At 60.9% G+C, this 15518-nt stretch carries 14 protein-coding genes and 1 other RNA gene; 9 read left to right on the forward strand and 6 right to left on the reverse strand.

From position 1 onward, the window contains the following. Positions 1–19: 19 nt before the first annotated feature. The 4 genes from AC1RJ3_RS06085 to AC1RJ3_RS06100 form a co-directional block, all read right to left on the reverse strand. The gene (locus AC1RJ3_RS06085; protein WP_054598197.1) at positions 20–625 is read right to left on the reverse strand and encodes a 5-formyltetrahydrofolate cyclo-ligase; all 606 of its coding nucleotides are present in this window, start codon (positions 623–625) and stop codon (positions 20–22) included. A gap of 88 nt (positions 626–713) precedes the next feature. Continuing rightward, a non-coding RNA gene (gene ssrS, locus AC1RJ3_RS06090) (6S RNA) lies at positions 714–892 on the reverse strand. 30 nt (positions 893–922) lie between these two features. Continuing rightward, a complete protein-coding gene (locus tag AC1RJ3_RS06095) occupies positions 923–1240 on the reverse strand; it encodes a cell division protein ZapA (protein WP_019694181.1) in 318 nt (105 codons plus the stop codon). Then, on the reverse strand, positions 1237–1446 hold the full coding sequence (locus AC1RJ3_RS06100; RefSeq protein ID WP_007982902.1) for a TIGR02449 family protein: 210 nt from the start codon (positions 1444–1446) through the stop codon (positions 1237–1239). The genes AC1RJ3_RS06095 and AC1RJ3_RS06100 overlap by 4 nt, the downstream gene beginning before the upstream one ends. 128 nt (positions 1447–1574) lie before the next feature. Between AC1RJ3_RS06100 and AC1RJ3_RS06105 the strand changes: the two genes are divergently transcribed. From AC1RJ3_RS06105 to gcvH, 8 genes are all read left to right on the forward strand, one after another. Then, positions 1575–2132: a YecA/YgfB family protein gene (locus AC1RJ3_RS06105; RefSeq protein WP_347928292.1), complete on the forward strand. Its 558-nt coding sequence runs from the start codon at positions 1575–1577 to the stop codon at positions 2130–2132. Between the two features lie 27 nt (positions 2133–2159). Continuing rightward, positions 2160–3494, forward strand: coding sequence for a Xaa-Pro aminopeptidase (gene pepP / locus AC1RJ3_RS06110; RefSeq protein ID WP_347928291.1), 1335 nt, complete (start codon positions 2160–2162; stop codon positions 3492–3494). Further along, positions 3491–4678, forward strand: coding sequence for a 2-octaprenyl-6-methoxyphenyl hydroxylase (ubiH, locus tag AC1RJ3_RS06115; RefSeq protein WP_493077956.1), 1188 nt, complete (start codon positions 3491–3493; stop codon positions 4676–4678). The genes pepP and ubiH overlap by 4 nt, the downstream gene beginning before the upstream one ends. 106 nt (positions 4679–4784) lie before the next feature. Further along, entirely contained in the window at positions 4785–6002 is a 1218-nt protein-coding gene (locus tag AC1RJ3_RS06120; protein ID WP_173859941.1) for a 2-octaprenyl-3-methyl-6-methoxy-1,4-benzoquinol hydroxylase, read from the forward strand. Positions 6003–6159: 157 nt separating this feature from the next. After that, the gene (locus tag AC1RJ3_RS06125; protein WP_493077958.1) at positions 6160–7161 is read left to right on the forward strand and encodes an extracellular solute-binding protein; all 1002 of its coding nucleotides are present in this window, start codon (positions 6160–6162) and stop codon (positions 7159–7161) included. Between the two features lie 197 nt (positions 7162–7358). After that, positions 7359–8975 (forward strand): ABC transporter permease, encoded by a 1617-nt coding sequence (locus AC1RJ3_RS06130; protein WP_493077960.1) that lies wholly within the window; start codon positions 7359–7361, stop codon positions 8973–8975. 155 nt (positions 8976–9130) lie between these two features. Beyond that, entirely contained in the window at positions 9131–10213 is a 1083-nt protein-coding gene (gcvT, locus tag AC1RJ3_RS06135; protein WP_493077962.1) for a glycine cleavage system aminomethyltransferase GcvT, read from the forward strand. A gap of 51 nt (positions 10214–10264) precedes the next feature. Beyond that, positions 10265–10648: a glycine cleavage system protein GcvH gene (gene gcvH / locus AC1RJ3_RS06140; protein ID WP_054594563.1), complete on the forward strand. Its 384-nt coding sequence runs from the start codon at positions 10265–10267 to the stop codon at positions 10646–10648. Between the two features lie 100 nt (positions 10649–10748). On the opposite strand, the gene AC1RJ3_RS06145 is transcribed toward gcvH, so the two are convergent. After that, positions 10749–11888 (reverse strand): DegT/DnrJ/EryC1/StrS family aminotransferase, encoded by a 1140-nt coding sequence (locus AC1RJ3_RS06145; RefSeq protein ID WP_103317799.1) that lies wholly within the window; start codon positions 11886–11888, stop codon positions 10749–10751. A gap of 154 nt (positions 11889–12042) precedes the next feature. Between AC1RJ3_RS06145 and gcvP the strand changes: the two genes are divergently transcribed. Beyond that, entirely contained in the window at positions 12043–14916 is a 2874-nt protein-coding gene (gene gcvP, locus AC1RJ3_RS06150; RefSeq protein ID WP_493077964.1) for an aminomethyl-transferring glycine dehydrogenase, read from the forward strand. Positions 14917–15179: 263 nt separating this feature from the next. On the opposite strand, the gene AC1RJ3_RS06155 is transcribed toward gcvP, so the two are convergent. Continuing rightward, positions 15180–15509 (reverse strand): DUF2388 domain-containing protein, encoded by a 330-nt coding sequence (locus tag AC1RJ3_RS06155; RefSeq protein ID WP_103317793.1) that lies wholly within the window; start codon positions 15507–15509, stop codon positions 15180–15182. Positions 15510–15518 lie beyond the last annotated feature (9 nt).

Raw genomic sequence — 15518 nt, forward strand, 5'->3', positions numbered from 1 at the left:
ATGGCAGTGGCGTCCAGATCTAGTCCGCGAAATACCACTTCCTGTCAGTCACCGTTCCCTGCATCGGTACATCCCAGCTCGCTTGATCCAGTTTTTCGACTTTCTGGCATTCATGGGCCAGCCCCAGCAGCGTCGGCTTGCGCCAGGTCTTGCGGCGCGCCAGATAGGCCAGGCTGCGATCATAGAAGCCGCCCCCCATCCCCAGGCGTCCGCCGTGTTCGTCAAAACCGACCAGCGGCAACAACACCAGGTCCAGTGCCCAGACCTTGCGTTGCTTAGCCTGGTTGACCCGTGGTTCGAGAATGCGAAAGCGGTTAGGCCGCAGCTTTTCACCGGGGTGAATGCGCTGAAAGACCATCTTGGTTCGCGGCCAGGCGCTGAGTACCGGCAGGTAAGTCGCCTTGCCCCGGCGTTGAGCGGCACGCAGCAACAGGCGCGGATCGATTTCACCGTCGGTAGGCAGGTACAGGGAGATGTGTTTTGCGCGGCGGAACAACGGATGTTGCGCCAATTGCCGATACAGCCCGCGAGCGGCCTGGCGCTGCTCACTGTTGCTCAGTGCGCGACGGGCCTGGCGCAGCATGCGTCGAAGTTGCGGGCGGGATAGCGGCGCAGGTTCGGTCATCGTCATGGGCTGTTCGAGTGTCGAGGGCACCAGGGCGGTGACATCGTAAAAAGCCGATGTCGGCAAAAACCGGCATCGGCTTGAATATAGGCTCCCCGGATGAACCGCTGTCGACTTAGCCCTTGAACCCGAAAGTTCAAGGTGGAAGATGCAGTAGGCTTTAAGGCTTTCCGTCTAGCGGACATGCACACCAGCCCAACGTGCAACTTCCAGGGTAGTGCGAATCGGCTCAGGGACATCGTCAACTGGCAAGCACCCCAGGGAGTGGCGCGAGTATACCGCAACCACCTTCGGGAATCAGCCCTTGCTGACATCCGGATCGGTGGCGAGCACCAGATCCACTCGATCGAGCAGGTCACGCACCTGCTCGCGGGTCGAGCCACTGGCCTGCACATCAGGACGTTCCCGTGTGTGCAGCAGATCGTGGGTGATGTTCAGCGCGGCCATCACGGCGATGCGATCGGCGCCGATGACTTTGCCGCTGCTGCGGATTTCGCGCATTTTTCCGTCCAGATAACGGGCGGCGCTCACCAGATTGCTGCGCTCTTCCTGGGGGCAAATGATCGAGTACTCTTTATCGAGGATCTGCACGGTAACGCTATTGCTTGAACTCATGAGTCTTGCTCCAGGGCCTTGAGGCGCGAAATCATCGATTCGACCTTACGCCGAGCGATTTCGTTTTTTTCAATGAGGTGCGCGCGTTCCTCGCGCCAGGTCTTTTCCTGAGCTAATAAGAGTCCGTTCTGGCTCTTAAGTTGCTCGACTCGGGTAATTAGCAGCTCGAGTCTGGCCATCAGCGCTTGCAAGTCGGTGTCTTCCATACGTGTTCCACGGGATTTGTCTGATGGGCGGTAACTGGCGGACAGCCTTTAATAGTCTTGGCGAGTCTGTCGATGTAGGATACAAGGCCTTCATTCTAGACATAGCGCCGTCTGGCGCCTAGCTGCCCATGCCCATTCAGAATTCTCCGTATCAAGCCTTCGCCACCCTGCTGAGCACCAGCGGCCATCCTGTATCGCCTGCCGAACTGCACGGCCTGCTGCTCGGACGCAGCTGCGCTGGTGCAGGCTTTGAAGCCGATGGCTGGCTGGTCGACGCCGCCGAGCTGCTCGAAGGCGAACCACAAGACAACGTCCGCAACGCCCTGATCGGCCTGCAAGAGATGGTCAAGGGCGAGCTGACCAGCGACGACATGACCGTCGTTCTGCTGTTGCCGACCGATGACGCGCCGCTGACCGAACGTGCCGTCGCACTGGGCCAGTGGTGTCAGGGCTTCCTCAGCGGTTTCGGCCTGAACTGCCGTGACAGCAGCATGTTGAGCGCTGAAGCCACCGAAGTCCTGCAGGATCTCGCGGCTATCGCTCAGGTGCAAGATGCGCTGGAAGAATCCGACGACGGCGAAAGCGACTATATGGAAGTCATGGAGTACCTGCGGGTCGCGCCATTGCTGCTGTTCACCGAGAACAACAAAGCTGCCGCATCGGCCGCCAAACCTTCTCTGCACTGATCGTTTGCTAGGGACTTCCATCTGCCCATGATTCATATCCCTAAATCGGAATACACCCGCCGCCGCAAGGCGTTGATGGCGCAGATGGAACCCAACAGCATCGCAATCCTGCCGGCCGCCGCCGTGGCGATCCGCAATCGCGACGTCGAACACGTTTACCGACAGGAGAGCAATTTCCAGTACCTCAGCGGTTTTCCCGAGCCTCAGGCCGTGATCGTGCTGATACCTGGTCGTGAGCATGGCGAATACATCCTGTTCTGCCGTGAACGCAACGCCGAACGCGAACTGTGGGACGGCCTGCGTGCCGGGCAGGAAGGTGCGATCCGGGATTTCGGCGCCGACGACGCCTTTCCGATCACCGACATCGACGACATCCTGCCGGGCCTGATCGAAGGCCGGGACCGGGTGTATTCGGCCATGGGCAGCAACCCGGAATTCGACCGCCACCTGATGGACTGGATCAACGTGATTCGTTCCAAGGCGAACCTGGGCGCCCAGCCGCCGAACGAATTCGTTGCGCTGGATCATTTGCTGCACGACATGCGCCTGTATAAATCGGCGGCAGAAGTGAAGGTGATGCGCGAAGCCGCACGGATCTCCGCGCAGGCTCACATTCGCGCGATGCAGGCCTGCCGTGTCGGCTTGCATGAGTTCAGCCTGGAAGCCGAGCTCGATTACGAGTTCCGTAAAGGTGGGGCGAAAATGCCGGCTTATGGTTCGATCGTCGCCGCCGGGCGCAACAGCTGCATCCTGCATTACCAGCAGAATGACGCGCAGCTCAAGGACGGCGATCTGGTGCTGATCGACGCCGGTTGCGAAATCGACTGCTACGCCAGCGACATCACCCGCACCTGGCCGGTCAACGGCAAGTATTCGCCGGAACAGAAGGCGATCTACGAATTGGTGCTGGAGTCGCAAGCTGCCGCGTTTGCCCAGATCGCCCCCAACAAGCACTGGAACCAGGCGCACGAGGCGACGGTTCAAGTAATTACCGCAGGCCTGGTGAAGCTCGGTTTGTTGCAGGGCGATGTCGATGAGTTGATCGCCAGCGAAGCCTACAAGGCGTTTTACATGCACCGTGCCGGTCATTGGCTGGGCATGGATGTGCATGACGTCGGCGAGTACAAGGTCGGCGGTGAATGGCGGGTGCTGGAAGTCGGCATGACGCTGACCGTCGAGCCGGGTATCTACATTGCCCCGGGCAATCTGAACGTGGCGAAGAAATGGCGCGGCATTGGCGTGCGCATCGAGGATGACGTGGTGGTAACCAAGCAGGGCTGTGAAATTCTGACCAACGGTGTGCCGAGAACGGTCGCCGAGATCGAGGCCTTGATGGCCGCTGCACGAGCCCAGGCGGCATGAGTCGAGTCAATCTGGCAATCATCGGTGGCGGTCTGGTGGGCGCCAGTCTGGCGTTGGCGTTACAGGCCGGCGCCCGCGCCCGTGGCTGGAAGATCGTGCTGATCGAACCGTTCGCCCCCGGCGACGGCTACCAGCCAAGCTACGACGCGCGCTCTTCGGCGCTGTCTTTCGGCGCTCGGCAGATTTATCAGCGGTTGGGCCTGTGGCAGGAAATCTCCCGCCGCGCCGAGCCGATCAAGCAGATCCATGTGTCCGACCGCGGACGCTTCTCCACCGCGCGACTGTCGGCCATGGAAGAGGGCGTTCCGGCCTTGGGCTACGTGGTGGAAAACGCCTGGCTGGGCCAATGCCTCTGGCAGGGTCTGGACAAGGACGTGATCAGTTGGCGCTGCCCGGCCGAAGTCACGCGCATGGAACCGCTGGAAGACGGCTACCGCCTGACCCTCAACGATGAAACCCTACTGGAGTGCGAGCTCGCGGTGCTGGCCGATGGCGGCCGTTCGGGCTTGCGCGAGCAGTTGGGGATCGGCGTCAAAAAGCGTCCATACAACCAAAGTGCGTTGATCGCCAACATCACCCCGAGCGAGGCCCACAACGGCATGGCGTTCGAGCGTTTCACCGATGACGGCCCGATGGCTTTGCTGCCGCTACCGGAAAACCGCTGCGCGCTGGTCTGGACTCGCTTGGGCATGGACGCGCAGCGTCTGGCGGCACTCGATGAGCGTAGCTTTCTCAGCGAGTTGCAGGGGGTGTTCGGCTATCGCCTCGGCACGCTCAAGCAGGTCGGTGCGCGGAATCTATACCCGTTGTCGTTGATCGAAGCCGAGGAGCAGGTACGTCCGCATCTGGCCGTGCTGGGCAACGCTGCCCACAGCCTGCACCCGATTGCCGGTCAGGGCTTCAACCTGTCGTTGCGCGATGCCCAGGCCCTGGCCGAAGCGCTGCTCGCCAGCCCGAGTGCACCGGGCGACTTCGCCACCTTGCAGGCTTATCGCGAACGCCAGCGTTTGGACCAGAACCTCACCGTGGGCTTCTCCGATCAAGTCACCCGGTTGTTCGGCAGCACCCAGCCGCTGGTTTCGCTGGGGCGCAACATCGGCCTGTTGGGCCTCGATCTGTTGCCGCCGGCCAAACGCTGGTTCGCCCGGCAAGCCATGGGATTGGGAACACGCGCCGATGGTTGAGTGCTTACCCCGGCGTTTCGATACTTACGACGGCGCTGGCAGCGTGGTCGATAAACCCCTTTACGTGCGGCTCACGCCGCAAGCGAGACAGGCTTAAAGCATGGAAATGCGCGCAGATCTGCTGATTGTCGGGGCCGGAATGGTCGGGAGCGCGTTGGCGCTGGCGTTACAGAACAGCGGGCTGGAAGTCCTGCTGCTCGACGGCAGCCCCATGAGCGTCAAACCCTTCGATGCGCAGTCGGCATTCGAGCCTCGAGTGAGCGCCTTGTCGGCCGCCAGTCAGCGAATTCTGGAGCGTCTGGGGGTGTGGGACGGCGTTGTCAGCCGGCGTAGCAGCCCTTATTCCGACATGCACGTCTGGGATGGCAGCGGCACCGGGCAGATTCACTTCTCGGCCACCAGCGTCCACGCCGAGGCACTCGGGCATATCGTCGAAAACCGGGTGGTGCAGGATGCGCTGCTCGATCGCCTGCATGATTGCGACCTCGGCCTGCTGGCCAATGCGCGTCTGGAGCAGATGCGCCGTTCCGGCGACGACTGGCTACTGACGCTGGCCGATGGCCGCACGTTGCGCGCACCGCTGGTGATCGCGGCGGACGGCGCCAACTCGGCGGTGCGTCGTCTCACCGGTGTCGCGACTCGTGAGTGGGATTATCTGCATCACGCCATCGTCACCAGTGTTCGCAGCTCGCTGCCGCATCAGATGACCGCCTGGCAGCGTTTTACCGATTACGGCCCGCTGGCCTTCCTGCCCTTGGAGCGGGATGGCCAGCAGGACTGGTGCTCGATCGTCTGGTCGACCACCCCGAGCGAAGCCGAACGCCTGATGGCGCTGGATGACGAAGGTTTCTGCCGAGAGCTGGAGCGCGCTTTCGAAGGGCGTTTGGGCAAGGTGCTAAGCGCCGACCCGCGACTTTGCGTGCCGTTGCGCCAGCGCCACGCCAAGCGCTATGTGGCCGAAGGCCTGGCGCTGATCGGCGATGCCGCGCACACCATTCACCCGCTGGCCGGGCAGGGCGTCAACCTCGGTTTCCTCGATGCCGCAGTGTTGGCTGAAGTGCTGCTGCAGGCGGCCAGCCGTGGTGAGCGCCTGGCGGATGTGAAGGTCCTCAGCCGCTACGAGCGTCGGCGCATGCCGCACAACCTGGCGTTGATGGCAGCGATGGAAGGCTTTGAGCGCTTGTTCCAGGCCGACCCGTTGCCACTGCGCTGGTTGCGTAATACCGGGTTGAAAATGGTCGACCAGATGCCCGAAGCCAAGGCGTTGTTTGTGCGCGAAGCGCTTGGATTGATCGGGGATCTGCCGGCATTGGCCAAGGCCTGACATTTTGTATCAGTGCTGATGCCCTCATCGCGAGCACATTCACCAACAATCTCCGACGGTGCAACATCTGGTAACTCCTCCAGGGCGGGATCGGTTGAGAAGCTAAATGTGAGTCCTTATCATTTCGACTCATTTTTGATTTCGAGAGACCGCTCCCATGTTGGCACCGAAGCGTCTACTGACAGCCCTCGCCCTGACCCTGGTCGGCACCACCGCCCAGGCCGCCGACGAGGTGGTGGTCTACTCCTCGCGTATCGACGAGCTGATCAAACCGGTCTTCGATGCCTACACCCAAAAAACCGGCGTAAAGGTGAAATTCATCACCGACAAGGAAGCGCCGTTGATGCAGCGCATCAAGGCCGAAGGCGAGAATGCCACCGCCGACCTGCTGCTGACCGTCGATGCCGGCAACCTTTGGCAGGCGGAGCAAATGGGCATCCTGCAGCCGTTCACCTCCAAGGTGATCGACACCAACATCCCGCTGCAATACCGCGCTGCGTCTCACGCCTGGACCGGCCTGAGCCTGCGGGCGCGGACCATCGCCTATTCCACCGACCGGGTAAAACCCTCGGACCTGAGCACATACGAAGCGTTGGCCGACAAGCAGTGGGAAGGCCGGCTGTGCCTGCGTACCGCGAAGAAGGTCTACAACCAGTCGTTGACTGCAACCCTGATTGAAACCCACGGCGCGGAAAAAACCGAAGAGATCCTCAAGGGTTGGGTGCGCAACCTGTCCACAGACGTGTTCTCTGACGACATCGCCGTACTGCAAGCGATCAGCGCCGGGCAATGCGACGTCGGTATCGTCAACACGTACTACTACGGCCGTCTGCACCAGCAGAAGCCGGATCTTCCGGTCAAACTGTTCTGGCCGAACCAGGCCGACCGTGGCGTACACGTGAACCTGTCGGGCATTGGCCTGACCAAGCACGCCCCGCACCCGGAAGCCGCCAAGGCGCTGGTGGAATGGATGACCACACCTGAAGCGCAAAAGATCTTCGCCGACGCTAACCAGGAGTTCCCGGCCAACCCGGCGGTGAAACCGTCCGCGGAAGTCGAGGCCTGGGGCACGTTCATCCGGGACACCCTGCCGGTTGAAGTGGCTGGCCTGCGTCAGGCCGAAGCCATCCGCCTGATGGACCGCGCCGGCTGGAACTGACTCCACTGTTGTTGTGGCGAGGGAGCTTGCTCCCGCTCGAGCGCGAAGCGGTCGTAATATTGGCTGACACGCTTTGACTGAAGAAATGAAGTAGCTGACCAAGGGCTGCTTCGCAACCCAACGGGGGCAAGCCCCCTCGCCACAAAATGGGGCCGGCTGCATTACTGCGTCGGCTCCGCACTTTTCAGAGACTTTCCTTGGCCCATCCCGCCCAACGCCGTTGGTATCCGCTGGTTTTCGTCGTTGCCGCCCTGGTGCTGCTGCCACTGAGTGTGTTGCTGCTGTCGTGGCAAACCGTCGATATGCAGATCTGGTCGCACCTGTGGGACACCCAGATGCCACGCCTGCTAGGCAACACCCTGACGCTGATCCTCGGCGTCGGGATTGGCGTCACGCTGTTGGGCGTGAGCCTGGCGTGGTTGACCAGCCTCTGCGAGTTCCCCGGGCGGCGTTGGCTGGATTGGGCGCTGATGTTGCCGTTTGCGATCCCAGCCTATGTGCTGGCGTTCGTTTTTGTCGGGCTGCTGGATTTCGCCGGTCCTGTGCAAACCCTGCTTCGCGAGTGGTTTGGCAGCGGCTTGCGATTGCCGCGCGTGCGCTCCACCGGTGGGGTGATTCTGGTATTGGTGCTGGTGTTCTATCCCTACGTCTATTTACTGGCGCGCACGGCGTTTCTGGCCCAGGGCAAAGGCCTGATGGAGGCTGCACGCGTGCTCGGCCAATCACCGTGGCAAGCATTCTGGCGCGTGGCCTTGCCGATGGCCCGGCCGGCAATTGGTGCCGGTGTGGCCTTGGCATTGATGGAGACGCTGGCGGATTTCGGCGCAGTGTCGGTGTTCAACTTCGACACGTTCACTACGGCGATCTACAAAACCTGGTACGGCTTTTTCAGCCTGTCGAGCGCCGCACAACTGGCCAGCCTGTTGCTGCTGGTGGTGATGTTGCTGCTGTACGGCGAGCGGCGTGCGCGTGGCGCCAGCCGGGCGAGCAACGAGCGGCCACGGGGCAAGGCGCTTTATCACCTGCGCGGGCTCAAGGCTATGGCCGCCAGCAGTTGGTGCGGGCTGGTATTTGCCTGTGCGTTTGTCATTCCATTGCTGCAACTGGTGGCGTGGTTCTGGCAGCGCGGGCGCTTCGACCTGGATGAGCGTTACGCCGGGCTGATCATCCATACGTTGTACCTGGGCGCCATGGCTGCGCTGATCACCGCCAGCGTCGCGCTGTTGCTGGCATTTGCCCGGCGCCTGGCTCCGACCCGGACGATTCGTTCCGGGGTCAGCCTGGCCAACATTGGCTACGCCTTGCCCGGATCGGTGCTGGCGGTATCGATCATGCTGGCGTTCAGTTACCTGGACCGTGAACTGGTGGTGCCGCTATCGGACTGGCTTGGCGGCGCGGGCAAACCGTTGCTGCTGGGCAGCCTGTCGGCGCTGTTGCTGGCGTATCTGGTGCGCTTTATCGCGGTGGCCTACGGGCCGTTGGAAAATAGCCTGGCGCGGATCCGTCCGTCGTTGCCAGAAGCTGCACGCTGTTTGGGTGTCAGTGGGCCACGACTGTTTTTCAAAGTGTATCTGCCGTTGCTGCTGCCCGGCACGTTGAGCGCGGCGCTGCTGGTGTTCGTCGATGTGCTCAAGGAAATGCCTGCGACCTTGCTGATGCGCCCGTTTGGCTGGGACACGCTGGCGGTGCGGATCTTTGAAATGACCAGCGAAGGCGAGTGGGCGCGGGCGTCGTTGCCGGCGCTGACACTGATTCTGGTGGGCCTGTTGCCGGTCATCGGCTTGATTCGACGTTCGGCACATCAAAACGGCTAGGTGCCAGTCCTACACCTTGCGGCTACAATGCGCGGCATTCGGTGCGGATCGTCCTTCAGACCGGGTCGCTGAAATAGGCTGAAAGCCTTCTACTTCAAGGCTTTCAACCATACAGCGCCTGTCCGTACCTTCGCCACGCCCGGAAGGAGAAACCCATGGGACAGCGTACGCCTCTGTATGACCTTCATCTCGCACTTGGCGCGAAGATGGTCGATTTTGGCGGTTGGGATATGCCATTGCATTACGGCTCACAGGTCGAGGAACACCATCAGGTGCGCCGCGACTGTGGGGTTTTCGATGTTTCCCATATGACCGTAATCGATGTCAGCGGCCCTCAGGCCAAGGCCTGGCTCCAGCATTTGCTGGCCAATGATGTCGAACGTCTGCACAGCGTCGGCCGTGCCTTGTACAGCACCATGCTCAATGAGCGGGGCGGGGTGGTCGACGACATGATCGTTTATCGCCTGGACGATGCTTACCGCCTGGTGGTGAACGCCGCCACCCGTGATCAGGACATGGCCTGGATGCAAGCCCAGCTCGGCAATTATCAGGTGCAACTGCACGAGCGCAGCGAGTTGGCGATGCTGGCGATTCAAGGTCCTCAGGCGCGGCAAAAGATCGCCGAACTGGTGACCCAGTCCCGTGGCACTCTGATCCAGCAACTCAAACCGTTTGAAGGTCACTGCGACGGCGACTGGTTCATCGCCCGTACCGGTTACACCGGCGAAGATGGTCTGGAGATTGCCCTGCCGGCCGATCAGGCGCCGGGATTCTTCAACGATCTGGTCGGTGCAGGCATATCGCCGATAGGCCTTGGCGCCCGCGACACGCTGCGTCTTGAGGCCGGGATGAACCTCTACGGCCAGGACATTCATCAGGCTGTCTCACCGCTGGCTTCCAATATGGCCTGGAGCATTGCCTGGGAACCGGCCACTCGTCAGTTCATTGGCCGGGCCGCGCTGGAGGCTGAACGGGCAGCAGGGGTGAAGCAAAAACTGGTTGGTCTGGTGCTCGAAGAGCGTGGGGTTTTACGCGCCCATCAGGTGGTTCGCATCGCTGATGTTGGCGAAGGGGAGATCACCAGTGGTAGTTTCTCTCCTACGCTTAGCAAATCGATTGCCCTAGCGCGGGTGCCGATGGCAACGGCCGACCGGGCAGAAGTGGAAATTCGTGGCAAGTGGTACCCGGTTCGGGTAGTCAAACCGACCTTCGTGCGTCATGGCAAAACCCTGATCTAACTTTTTCTGGCGGGCCAACACCGCTGACATTTCTTCTTGAGGACACAGAACATGAGTGAAATTCCTGTAGACCTGCGTTTTGCCGAAAGTCACGAATGGGCCCGTCTGGACGAAGATGGCGGCGTAAAAGTCGGTATTTCAGACCATGCTCAGGAAGCCTTGGGCGATGTGGTGTTCGTCGAGCTGCCGGAAATCGGCAAAGTCTTCGCTGCCGGTGAAGCTGCGGGCGTAGTCGAGTCGGTCAAGGCCGCTTCGGATATCTACTCACCGGTCTCCGGTACAGTCATTGCCGTTAACGAAGAGTTGGCCAACAGCCCGGAGCTGGTCAACAGCGCGCCATACGACAGCTGGTTCTTCAAACTCGAGCCAACGGATACCTCCGAGCTGGACAAGTTGCTCGACCCGACTGGCTACAAGCACGCCATCGGCGAGTAATGCTCGCCCCGTAGGAGCACGGCTTGCCGGCGATAGCGCTCTCAAGATCGCCATCGCCGGCAAGGGCTAGGCGCCCCCCGCTCCTACAAAAGCGTTGCTCTCAAGCCTGCAATACAGCCTTCACCGCCGCCACTGAACGCTCGACATCGCTTTTGCTCATGGCCGTGAACATCGGCAGCGAGACGATCAGGCGACCGACACGCTCGGACACCGGGAACATGCCTTCCTTGAAACCGCGTTCGCGGTAAAGGCTCAGCAGGTGGATCGGCGGGTAGTGGTAGCCGATGCCGACGCCCAGTTCCTGCATTTGCTCCATGAAGGTCGCACGGGCCGGTTTGCCGTCCTTGCGCTCTGGCAGTACCAGCTGGAACAAGTGCCAGTTGCTGTTGGTGAAGTCTGCCGGTGGCAGCTGCGCACCGTATTTGGCCTCGAAATCGCTGCCGAAGCAGGCGAAGTAATGCTTGGCCAGTTCGCGGCGGTGAGCGGTGATGGCTTCGATGTGGGCGAATTGGCCCAGGCCAATGGCTGCTGCCACGTCGGTCATGTTGAACTTGCCGCCCAGTACATCGACATCCAGGCCGTCGAAGCCGGTACGGGTCACGCCTTGCAGGCGATATTTCTCGGCCAGGCGCACTTCTTCAGCGTTGTTCAATACCAGGCAGCCACCTTCCGAGGAGGTGACGTTCTTGTTCGCCTGGAAGCTGAACGACACGAAGTCGCCGGTGGCGCCGATACGCTGCCCATTCCAGCTCGAACCCAATGCCTGGGCGGCGTCTTCGATAATGCGCAGGCCGTGTTTTTTGGCGATCGCGTACAGGCGGCTCATGTCCACCGGCAAACCGGCGAGGAACACCGGGATAATGGCCTTGGTACGCGGGGTAATGGCCGCTTCGAGCTGGTCCAGGTCGATGTTGCGGGTGATCGGGTCGATATCGGCAAACACCGGGGTGGCGCCGACTTCGAGAATCACGTTGGCTGTGGCGACCCAGGAAATCGGCGTGGTGATGACTTCGTCACCGGCACCGATCCCGGCGATGCGCAGGGCGATCTCCATGGTGCAGGTCCCGGAGTTGAACGTGCGCACCGGACGGCCGCCAAAAAACTCCGAGAGCTGGGCTTCGAACGCCTGAACCTTGGGCCCGCTGGTGATCCAGCCGGAGCGCAAGACATCGCCGACCGCGGCAATTGTGGCTTCATCGATAGTAGGTTTGGAAAACGGCAGAAAAGGCAGTTGGCTCATGACGATCAGTGCACCCGATTGGCTGACGGTAGATATATGCGCCGCACATGATGAGCCTGATTGAGCAAAGACGCCATGCCGAGTGCACAGGGGGAGCTATGCTGCTTTGATCGAGTTGCATCGACGTTGAGCGCCATTCAAGAGAGAGCCCGTCATGTCCCAGTTGCCATCCTTGAGCCAGTTACGAGACCCGAATGCCTTTCTGCGGCGCCACCTGGGGCCGGACACCGCCGAGCAGCAGGCGATGCTCGACAGCCTCGGGCTTGGCAGCCGTGTCGAGCTGATCGAGCAGACGGTGCCGCCGGGAATTCGCCTCAATCGCGTACTGGACTTGCCGCCTGCGCTCGATGAAGAGGCCGCGTTGGCAAAGCTGCGCGGCTATGCCGAACAGAATCAGGTCTGGACCAGCCTGATCGGCATGGGTTACCACGGCACCCTGACACCTGCGGTGATCTTGCGCAACGTGCTGGAAAATCCCGGTTGGTACACCGCCTACACCCCCTATCAGCCGGAAATTGCTCAGGGGCGACTCGAAGCGTTGCTCAATTTCCAGCAATTGACCATCGACCTGACGGGCCTGGAGCTGGCCAACGCCTCGCTGCTCGACGAAGCCACGGCGGCGGCCGAAGCCATGGCACTGGCCAAGCGTGTCGCGAAGTCGAAAAGCAATCTGTTCTTCGTCGACGAGAACTGTCATCCACAAACCATTTCCGTGGTGAAGACCCGCGCTGAAGGCTTTGGCTTCGAGCTGATCGTCGACACTGTGGATAACCTGAAACAGCATCAGGTGTTTGGCGCGCTGCTGCAGTACCCCGACACCCATGGCGAAATCCGCGACCTGCGCCCGCTGATCGATCACTTGCATGCGCAGCAGGCGCTGGCCTGCGTTGCGGCTGATCTGCTGAGCCTGTTGTTGCTGACGCCGCCAGGTGAAATGGGCGCTGACGTGGTATTTGGCTCGTCCCAGCGCTTTGGCGTACCAATGGGCTACGGCGGCCCGCACGCAGCGTTCTTCGCCAGCCGCGATGAATACAAACGAGCGATTCCCGGGCGGATCATCGGCGTTTCGAAAGATGCTCGCGGCAACGTCGCGCTGCGCATGGCCCTGCAAACCCGCGAGCAACACATCCGTCGCGAGAAGGCCAATTCGAACATCTGCACGGCCCAGGTATTACTGGCCAATATCGCCAGTTTTTATGCGGTCTACCATGGCCCGCAGGGGCTTAAACGGATTGCGCAACGGGTACACCGGCTAACGTGCATTCTCGCCGCCGGGCTTGAGCGCAACGGTATCACCCGGCTCAACCAGCACTTCTTCGACACCTTGACCCTGGAAGTCGGCGGCAGCCAGACCGCAATCATCGACAGCGCCAAAGCAGCGCAGATCAATTTGCGGATTCTTGGGCGCGGGCAAGTTGGCTTGAGTCTCGACGAGAGCTGCGATGAACGCACGGTGGCGAAGCTGTTTGATGTGTTCCTGGGCGCAGATCACGGGCTTGATGTCGCCGAACTGGATGGCGAACAGCTGATCTCCGGGGTTCCCGACGGCTTGTTGCGGACCACGCCGTATTTGCGGCATCCGGTATTCAACGCCCATCACAGCGAAACTGAAATGTTGCGTTACCTCAAGCAACTGGAAAACAAGGACCTGGCACTCAACCAGTCGATGATTCCGCTGGGCTCCTGCACCATGAAGCTCAATGCCAGCAGCGAAATGATCCCGATCACCTGGCCAGCGTTCGCCAACCTGCACCCCTTTGCGCCGAAAGAGCAGGCGGTGGGTTATTCGCTGATGATCAGCGAACTGGAGAGCTGGCTCTGCGCGATTACCGGTTTTGATGCGATCTGCATGCAGCCCAACTCCGGCGCCCAAGGTGAATACGCCGGGTTGCTGGCGATCCGCAAATACCATGAAAGCCGTCAGCAAGGCGCACGTGACATCTGTCTGATTCCCGCGTCTGCTCACGGCACCAACCCGGCCTCGGCGCAGATGGCCGGGATGCGGGTGATGATCGTCGACTGCGACGATGCCGGTAACGTTGATCTCGATGACCTGAAAGCCAAGGCGACGGCTGCTGGCGACAAGCTTTCCTGCCTGATGGCCACTTACCCTTCGACCCATGGGGTGTACGAAGAGGGCATCAGCGAAATCTGTGAAGTTATCCACAGCCATGGCGGTCAGGTGTACATGGACGGCGCCAACCTCAATGCACAGGTCGGGTTGGCTCGCCCGGCGGATATCGGCGCCGATGTCTCACACATGAACCTGCACAAGACTTTCTGCATTCCCCATGGCGGAGGCGGGCCGGGGATGGGGCCGATTGGTGTGCGGGCGCATTTGGCGCCGTTTGTTGCCAATCACCCGGTGGTGCCGATCGAGGGACCCCATCCGCAGAATGGCGCAGTCAGCGCGGCGCCTTGGGGCAGTGCGAGCATTTTGCCGATCAGCTGGATGTACATCGCGATGATGGGGCCGCAGTTGGCGGATGCCAGTGAAGTGGCGATTCTTTCGGCCAATTACCTGGCAAAACATTTGTCCGGTGCGTTCCCGGTGCTCTACACCGGGCGCAACGAGCGGGTGGCGCACGAATGCATCCTCGACTTGCGACCGCTCAAGGTGCAAACCGGTATCAGTGAAGAAGACGTCGCCAAGCGACTGATGGATTACGGTTTCCATGCCCCGACCATGTCTTTCCCGGTGCCGGGTACGTTGATGGTCGAGCCTACTGAAAGCGAATCCAAGGCGGAACTGGATCGCTTTATCAGCGCGATGCTGAGTATTCGCGCGGAAATTGCCGAGGTGCAGAATGGCAATTGGTCTGCCGAGGACAATCCGCTGAAACGCTCTCCGCATACGTTGGCGGACATTACCGGCGTCTGGGATCGGCCCTACAGCATCGAACAAGCGGTGACCCCGGACGCGCACACCAGGCTGCATAAGTACTGGCCGACGGTGAACCGCGTGGACAACGTTTACGGGGATCGCAACCTGTTCTGCGCCTGCGTGCCGGTGGACGAATACCGCTGAGAGATACCACTTGCGTGAGCGCAGTGATTGCCCACCTGCGATACATAGTTGTGGCGAGGGAGCTTGCTCCCGCTCGGCTGCGCAGCAGTCGTGAAGCTGGTACACGCGTTCTACCTGAAGGTATGTGGTGTCAGGTTTTGGGGCCGCTTCGCACCCCAGCGGGAGCAAGCTCCCTCGCCACGAGTGTTGCGTCCCACCGGTTTCACAAATGAACAGGCAAAAAAAATGCCGCTCTTGAGAGCGGCATTTTTACAGCAACAGAATTATTCCGGGGCGACCGCGTTCTTGGCCAGGATTGCGTTGGCCAATTCCATGTCGGTAGCCTTCAAACCCGGGTTGTCGGCACGGACTTTCTGCATGGCGGATTCCAGGTACGGACCACGGATATTGCCGTCACTGGCCACGAAGCTGCTGGCGTCGTCCTGAGCGGCGACGACCAGCTTGTGATCCCTGGAGGTCAGGTAGGTGGACGCGGTGGTCGCACCTGAGGAAATAACTTCTCGCAAGATGCCATCATCATGATCACGGGCCATTGCTGAACCTACGGACAGGGAAAGCAAGGCAAACGTAGCGGCAGCAAGTTTAAAACGCATTATGGGTGA

The organism is Pseudomonas sp. GW822-FHT04C11, assembly GCF_058800905.1.

Coding starts and splice junctions, on each gene's coding strand:
- AC1RJ3_RS06085 (WP_054598197.1), bottom strand. CDS start 625: ATGACCGAACCTGCGCCGCTATCCCGCCCGCAACTTCGACGCATGCTG.
- AC1RJ3_RS06095 (WP_019694181.1), bottom strand. CDS start 1,240: ATGAGTTCAAGCAATAGCGTTACCGTGCAGATCCTCGATAAAGAGTAC.
- AC1RJ3_RS06100 (WP_007982902.1), bottom strand. CDS start 1,446: ATGGAAGACACCGACTTGCAAGCGCTGATGGCCAGACTCGAGCTGCTA.
- AC1RJ3_RS06105 (WP_347928292.1), top strand. CDS start 1,575: ATGCCCATTCAGAATTCTCCGTATCAAGCCTTCGCCACCCTGCTGAGC.
- pepP (WP_347928291.1), top strand. CDS start 2,160: ATGATTCATATCCCTAAATCGGAATACACCCGCCGCCGCAAGGCGTTG.
- ubiH (WP_493077956.1), top strand. CDS start 3,491: ATGAGTCGAGTCAATCTGGCAATCATCGGTGGCGGTCTGGTGGGCGCC.
- AC1RJ3_RS06120 (WP_173859941.1), top strand. CDS start 4,785: ATGCGCGCAGATCTGCTGATTGTCGGGGCCGGAATGGTCGGGAGCGCG.
- AC1RJ3_RS06125 (WP_493077958.1), top strand. CDS start 6,160: ATGTTGGCACCGAAGCGTCTACTGACAGCCCTCGCCCTGACCCTGGTC.
- gcvT (WP_493077962.1), top strand. CDS start 9,131: ATGGGACAGCGTACGCCTCTGTATGACCTTCATCTCGCACTTGGCGCG.
- gcvH (WP_054594563.1), top strand. CDS start 10,265: ATGAGTGAAATTCCTGTAGACCTGCGTTTTGCCGAAAGTCACGAATGG.
- AC1RJ3_RS06145 (WP_103317799.1), bottom strand. CDS start 11,888: ATGAGCCAACTGCCTTTTCTGCCGTTTTCCAAACCTACTATCGATGAA.
- gcvP (WP_493077964.1), top strand. CDS start 12,043: ATGTCCCAGTTGCCATCCTTGAGCCAGTTACGAGACCCGAATGCCTTT.
- AC1RJ3_RS06155 (WP_103317793.1), bottom strand. CDS start 15,509: ATGCGTTTTAAACTTGCTGCCGCTACGTTTGCCTTGCTTTCCCTGTCC.